Raw genomic sequence first — 6,511 nt, forward strand, 5'->3', positions numbered from 1 at the left:
GCCTCCGTTCACCCGCGGGAGATTGCGCGGCGCTGCCTGGAACTCAACGCGGCGGCCGTGATACTCGCCCATAATCACCCCTCGGGCAATGCTACGCCGAGTCAGGCGGACCACCGCATAACGCAGCGGATCAAGGAGACGCTCGCACTCTTAGAGGTTCGCGTACTGGACCACTTCGTGGTAGGCGGGGGCGATGCCTATAGCTTCGCCAGTCACGGTCTACTTTGAGAGAGGGGCACACCACCGCAACGTAGACCCGGCTTCTGCCGGGTCTTTCCTATCCGGCATTCTCCGGGCTCGCTGGCCCGTCAGAGCCCCGCCCAGGCGACCACAGCTCCGAGGACTGCGGCCAGCGCTCCCCAGGCCCGCAACATCGCCTCCGACTGCCGCAGCCAGCCCTCGGCCATCCCATCCACACGCGCCTTGCCCAGGAACGGGATTGAGGTGCCTGCCGCGAGCATTAGGACCCCGAACAGGAGGATGAAGTCGGGAAGCTTGGTGGCTGGCGCGGCGACGACCAGGGCGGCCCCTGCCAACACGCGCAGCCCGCTGACCCAATAGACCCATCGGAACTCAAGGAAGCCGTGCAGGAGGTCCCGGAGCACTGCGGGCGAGACGAGCACCGCGAGGCCGATGGCCAGCATCAGGAAGCCCATGAGGGCGACGAGGCTAGACATCGCTAACGGGGGAATCCAGGGTAGTGCGGCCCCAAAAGTTTAGCCGTTTGTTTAGCCATAAACGAAAAGAGGCTACGGGCTATTCCGTAACCTCTTGTTTTCATGGCGCGCCCGGAGAGATTCGAACTCCCGACCCCCTGGTTCGTAGCCAGGTACTCTATCCAACTGAGCTACGGGCGCTTGAAATATGGCGCTCCATCCCTGGAGGCTCTGTCCAGTCTGGCATGCCTGCAGACTGATTGACCGGTCGTGGGAGCATCGCTCGCGGTCACCACAGAGGCGCGTATCTTCCGGATCCGGTCGTCGCTTGTCAACTTGAAGCGGTGGGGTTGTGCGCCCGCCAATAGGCGGCACTGGGGCAGGGGAGCTTGGTGATCCCAGGCTCGGTCGGCCTGCAGTGGCGAGCAGGTCGGTGCTCCCCGGGGCTTGCCAGGAGTTGGAAGTCCGTGGGGCATTGCCGCTCCAGCAGCGATGGGACACAGTGGAGCTGCTCCCATCCTCAGGACCCGCTGGCTCGGCTTAAAAGGCTGCTCAGGCCAGGCGCTTCAAGCATGCCGATGAATCGGATCGAAGACCGTGATCCGGTTCGCGGGGCGCGACGGTTTCGATGCTGTGAACCAGTGCCGGTTCGCCACCTTCACTTCTGCTAGAAATCCACATGGAAGTCTGTGGGCCGCTGCTGCTGCGGTAGCGGTGGGGCACACGCCGAAGCCTCGCGGAGGATGTCTTCCCCGCGGGGCTTCACCCCTTGCGACGCCTACGGTCGGGTCGAGCGGATCCGGGAGCGGGGCGAGTGGACAGCAGCGGTCAGTCAGCGACACGGTGTCGCTGGGACCTCACAAGGAGGTGGTCATGTCATATTCACCCTGCCCGGCATGCGGTGCCGATAAGCATGCGCTCAAAGCATGTCCGGAATGCGGGTTCACGCACCGTCAATTGGACTCGGCGGCTCCCAGGGCGGGCGGCCCGCGTGAGGAAAGATCGGTCAATGCGCCTGAGAGCGAACCGACGCCCCCGCGGATTACGATGAAGCGCCGCCGCAAGGTGGGCACGGGCTCTTAGCGATCCGGGCGCGTCGAGCCGCACAGTCCAGAATCCCCGACGCTGGCCAAGGGGGGCAGCTCAGTCGCGTTTCCCTCGTCGTTGCGATAACCGGACCGGTTCGGGGGTCACTGCGATCTGAGACTTCGGCCGAAGCATCGCGGTCCCGGAAGGCGGTTGCGCTGAGAGCCTCTGACTGTGACGGATCCCGCGCTGGACGCCCGGACGCAGCCTGCCGGTCCTCGGGTGGGTTTCGCTCGTTCGTTGAGCCTGGTGGGCGCGGGCCGGCATCAGGTGCGTCCGAAGACCACCGAGCGGCCCGAGGACGCCTGATCCTCAGCGTAGGAGATCCGGTCCATTACCTCGCCTGCCGGTGAGACGAGCCGGATGGTGTCACCTCGGTTGCCTAGACGGACCTCAGCGTTGAGTCTGACACGCAGCGCGTCTCCTCCTGCGAGCACGCCGTGCAGGACCCTACCCGAGTCACTGTCGCCATCCTGCATGCGGTACTGGGCCAGATCGATCGGGGCGCCGCGGGTGCTGAGGATCGTGACGGTTTCGTTCCCGAGGTCGGTGCCAGCCCGGTTGCTCCAGGGAGCTACGCCAGGTTTCCGGCGTGTCGATGCTGAGAAAGGCGTCGCTGGGTACGGTCATCCAGATGCGGTCCCCATCGATCGAAATGATGTCGTGCAGGTTGGCGGGCTCCATGGACGGGAGCACGAGGTTGCCGTCGCGCTCGCCCGGCTGCGCCCGTAGCCATGCAAGAAAAGCCGTGAGGTTGTGTGAGCCGGACGCGAAATAGCGTGCGAGACGGCGGAACCGCTTCGGGACAAGGACCGCCGCCTCCACGTCGGCCGTGGTCCGAATGGTCGCCGGCCGCTCCAGCGCGCCCTCGGTGCTTGGCCACAGGCCGCGACCGGCGTCGCGGGCCGCGAAGGCGATACCAGCCATGGCCTCTCGCAGGCCGGTCGGCAGGGTGTCGCAAAAGGAGCGGTAAACCGCCCCGTCGGACAGACGCGATGCGTTCACGCTCTGATGGACGCGGGCGGTGCGCAGGCAGACGTGCGAGCCGTCAGGCTCCTCTGGATCACCCGCAAACAAGAAGCCGACGATCCGGCCGCGCTGGTCGAGGGTCCGAGAGAGCAGATAGCCTGCTGGAGTGAGCGGAGCAGCGGTCTCGGCAGGGTGCGAGTAGCGAGGCGCTTTCCCTTGTGGCGGCATGGCCCGGTTGAAGCGCAGCGTCATCCGGGAGCGAACTGTCCGGTTCAATCTGAATCAAATGGTTGCGACGCATACCTGGATGTCGCTGCGCTCCAGCCAGGCTACGGGAAACGGTTCAGAGGGAGTCTTTCACAGCCTCTGAGCCGCAGCCCGCATCTTGGTGGGCAGCCAGGGAATTGGTTGCTCGGTCTCGACAAAGCCACTCGGGGTCGGCGGAACAGACGGGGTCAATCCGCCGGTTTCGGTGGGGGCGGCGGCCCCGACCGGGCGGTCGGATCTTCCTGGTCGGTGAGCTGCCGCTCGGCGTTGCTGCTGAGGCGCACGTAGATGGCCAGGGAGACGACCAACAGGGCCGAGACCCCCAGCAACGCGGCCGGGTAGACGAGAAGGCTGAGGTCCGTGCCGGCTGCGCCGAGGACGAAGACGAGACCCTCCAGCGTGAGAGCGATGATGATGATCACGAGGAATTTGGTCAGGGTCTGACGCGCCTCGGTCGCCGAGCGTAGCTCCCGTTCGCGCAGGACCTCTTCCTCCATCAGATACTTCGCGACATCGAAAACGGCGAGTGAGACCACGATCAGGCCGATTCCGTCGAGCAGGGCCGCCTTGAGTGGCTCGCCGGCTGCCGCCGAACGCCAGATGTCCAGCCCCGCGGCGCCGATCATCGCGACGCTGATCGCCAGTAGGAACAGGCTCGCCAGGGCATACAAGGCGCGCGAGAGGAACGCATAGACCGCGGTTGCTCGCTTCATCACCCGATCAGGTTAACACGCCCCCGCACGGGAGTCGTTGCTGCCCAACGCGTTTCGGGCTGGTGGTGCACTCGGGTTTGACCCTGGGCGACAGCGGTGGATTCACCTCGCGGGCGTTAAGGCTTCACTGGTCAATTCGTCTCGTCTGTGGCGACGACCCGGACACGGATCCAGGGGGGCGGACCGTCGGCCGGCTAACCGATCGGCGCAGATGCCCGACACCCGGGCCGGGCCGCGCCGAGGGCGGCCAGACCAATTGATTTCCAGTCCCTCAGGACCGGCCTGAGGCGTCCTGATCGGGGGCGAAATAGAAGAGGAGCCAGCCGGCCTTCGGCGTGAAGGACTGCTCCCTGGAATACAGCCGCAACGATCCGCCCGGGGAAACACCGGCGAGCAGCAACCAGTCCTGTCCGGATTCGCCCAGGCGCTCCGTGAGCTGGTCGAGACCGTAGGCTTCGCTGAGTCGCGTCGTCTGAATCGTCCAGCCGTCATCCAGGCGCTGGTGCAGGGTTTCAAAATCGGCGTCGGGGGCGAAGGCGATATATCCGCGTTGCTGGAGGGTCAGTCGTTTCATCTCCTGACTGGCTTCCTGGTGGGTGGCCAGCTGAAAGGTGCGGTGGTGTCCGAACGCGCGCCCCTCGGCCTTGCACACCAGCGCGTTATAGAAGTCGTTGTCGGTCGCGCACAGGAGATCGCTCAGATGCTGCGTCTCGAGCCTGTGCTCGGCATGCTCGGAGAGGATCTCGCCGTAGTAGACGTCGATGCCGTCCATGCGCGCCCGCTTCAGGCGGTGGTAGGCGCCGTCCACCATCAAGACATCGATCTCCAGCCTCGTCAGTGCGCGCGCCAGGGCATGGGTCCAGGGTGAGGCACCGACGATCAGCAGCCCGTTCGCGCTGCGGGCCGCGAGACCGAGGCGGCGTGCGAGCATGCCAATCGTGAGACCGTGTGCCAGGACGGTGGTGATAATGACCAGGAACACGATGGGCAGCAGCTTCTCGGCGTCGGGATGGCCGCTGGCCACAAGCGCTGGCCCGAAGATCCCGGCCGTGGCGGCGGCGACGATGCCGCGCGGAGCAATCCAGGCCAGCAGGAGCTTGTCTTCCCGGCGCATCGGTGCGCCCAGGGTCGCAAGCCCGATCGTGAGCGGGCGTACCAGCAGCATCGCCAGCGCGAAAAGCCAGATCCGCCAGTCCAGCAGAGCGAGCTGGCTCGGCTCGAGCTGCGACGGGATGACGATGAACAGCACGGAGAGCAGGAGGACCGTCAGGTTCTCCTTGAAGCGCTGCAACGCCTCGCGCTCGACCAGCTTCATGTTGCCGATGACCATGCCCATGAGGGTGACGCTCAGGAGCCCCGCCTCGTGCTGGACAAGGTTGCTGGCCCAGTAGACCCCGAGCACCAGGACCATCAGGATCGGTGCCTTCAAGTGCTCGGGCACCCAGCCGCGCCGATAGAGCCAGCCGGTGAGCCACCCGCCGGCACCGCCGAACAGGACAGCCGCGACGACGGCGGCACCCAGGCCGGTCAGGGTGTCGGTCAGTCCGCCCCCGGCGATGGTGCAGTATTGGAAGGTCAGCACGGCAAGCAGGACGCCGACCGGGTCGTTGACGATGCCTTCCCACTTCAGGAGCGACGCCGATTCCTTGTCGAGGCGCGCCTGGCGCAGGAGCGGCAGGATGACGGTTGGGCCGGTCACCACCAGAATGGCGCCGAGCACCCAGGCCACCGGCCAGCTCAGTCCGGCAATCGCGTGCGCGGCAAGACTGCCGAGGAGCCAGGCCAGCGGCGGTCCGAGGATCGTCAGTCGACCAATGCCGTGTCCGACGCGCCGCAGTTCACTGAGTCTCAGATCCATGCCGCCTTCGAACAGGATGATCGCCACGCCCAAGCCGATCAGCTCGGTCAGCTCATCCTGCGGGAGCGCGAGCGCGATGATGCCGGTGACAGGCCCGAGAACGAGACCGGTGGCGATCAGGATGACGATGGCCGGCAGGCGGATCCGCCAGGCCACCCACTGACTCGCGAGTCCGGCGGCCAGGATGATGAGCGTCAGCGTGGCGGCATGCATGCGCGGCGACCTCGTGAAGGTGTTTCGGTGGAATCGTTCAGCAGCGCCCCTGAACGCCTCGGCAAGTGTATCCTTGATGGCCACGGCCGAGGTGATGGTGAGCCGCGACCCAGGCTGCGCGTTCGGGTCGGCGGATACAAGGATGCAGGGTGGGGCTGTTCAGGGCTCACCGGCCCCTCCGTCGCCGGCCGGATTTCCCTGGAGTGTCGCGCGCCCGGCTCCGCGCCGAAGCTGGCTGTTCTGCCCTGCATTTGCCTGATACGGCTGGCAAGGCCGGAGCACGGCTTCTCGAGTCGATTTGCCGCACTCCGGGCGCAAAGGCGCAGAAGAGGTGGATGATGAATCAGTCGGCGATCGGGGTCTGGACAGCGCTCTTGGGGCGCCTGAGGTTGGTCTGGTGGCCGATGCTCATGGTCAACCTCGCCTACACCCTGCTCGGGATCGTCCTGCTCGCGCCTTTGCCGGGACTGGTCGTCCGCCTGTCGATGCGCCTATCCGGAAGCACCGTGATTGCGGACCAGGACATCGTCTTATTCCTGCTCACGCCGTTGGGCATCGCGACCCTGATCCTGACCACGGCGGTCCTGGTGGCGATCGGGGCACTGGCTCAGGCCTCATTGATGTTCATCGGCTTGCCCGGGCCCGGACGCCAGCCCACGGCGCTGGATGCCCTGCGGTTCGCCGCGGGTCGTGTGGTGCCCATCCTCGCCTTTTCGGTTCGACTGGTGGTCCGCGTCCTGCTCCTCGCG

At 66.0% G+C, this 6,511-nt stretch carries 6 protein-coding genes and 1 tRNA gene; 2 read left to right on the forward strand and 5 right to left on the reverse strand.

Features of this window, described 5'->3' with window-relative positions:
• Window positions 1-228: JAB domain-containing protein (locus tag LJE61_RS09270; protein ID WP_296918218.1), on the forward strand; the 228-nt coding region annotated here is incomplete at its 5' end.
• 80 nt (window positions 229-308) lie between these two features.
• Here the strand turns inward: LJE61_RS09270 and LJE61_RS09275 are convergent.
• From LJE61_RS09275 to LJE61_RS09295, 5 genes are all read right to left on the reverse strand, one after another.
• A complete protein-coding gene (locus tag LJE61_RS09275) occupies window positions 309-677 on the reverse strand; it encodes a hypothetical protein (RefSeq protein ID WP_296918220.1) in 369 nt (122 codons plus the stop codon).
• Window positions 678-780: 103 nt separating this feature from the next.
• Window positions 781-857: transfer RNA gene (locus LJE61_RS09280), tRNA-Arg, on the reverse strand.
• Between the two features lie 1,344 nt (window positions 858-2,201).
• Window positions 2,202-2,963 (reverse strand): hypothetical protein, encoded by a 762-nt coding sequence (locus LJE61_RS09285; RefSeq protein ID WP_296918221.1) that lies wholly within the window; start codon window positions 2,961-2,963, stop codon window positions 2,202-2,204.
• Between the two features lie 203 nt (window positions 2,964-3,166).
• Window positions 3,167-3,691, reverse strand: coding sequence for a hypothetical protein (locus tag LJE61_RS09290; RefSeq protein ID WP_296909808.1), 525 nt, complete (start codon window positions 3,689-3,691; stop codon window positions 3,167-3,169).
• 271 nt (window positions 3,692-3,962) lie between these two features.
• Entirely contained in the window at window positions 3,963-5,762 is a 1,800-nt protein-coding gene (locus LJE61_RS09295; RefSeq protein WP_296918223.1) for a cation:proton antiporter, read from the reverse strand.
• A 335-nt stretch (window positions 5,763-6,097) separates the two neighbouring features.
• Between LJE61_RS09295 and LJE61_RS09300 the strand changes: the two genes are divergently transcribed.
• Window positions 6,098-6,511: hypothetical protein (locus tag LJE61_RS09300; protein ID WP_296918225.1), on the forward strand; the 414-nt coding region annotated here is incomplete at its 3' end.

Source organism: Thiocapsa sp. (assembly GCF_022340925.1).
Classification (GTDB): domain Bacteria; phylum Pseudomonadota; class Gammaproteobacteria; order Chromatiales; family Chromatiaceae; genus Thiocapsa.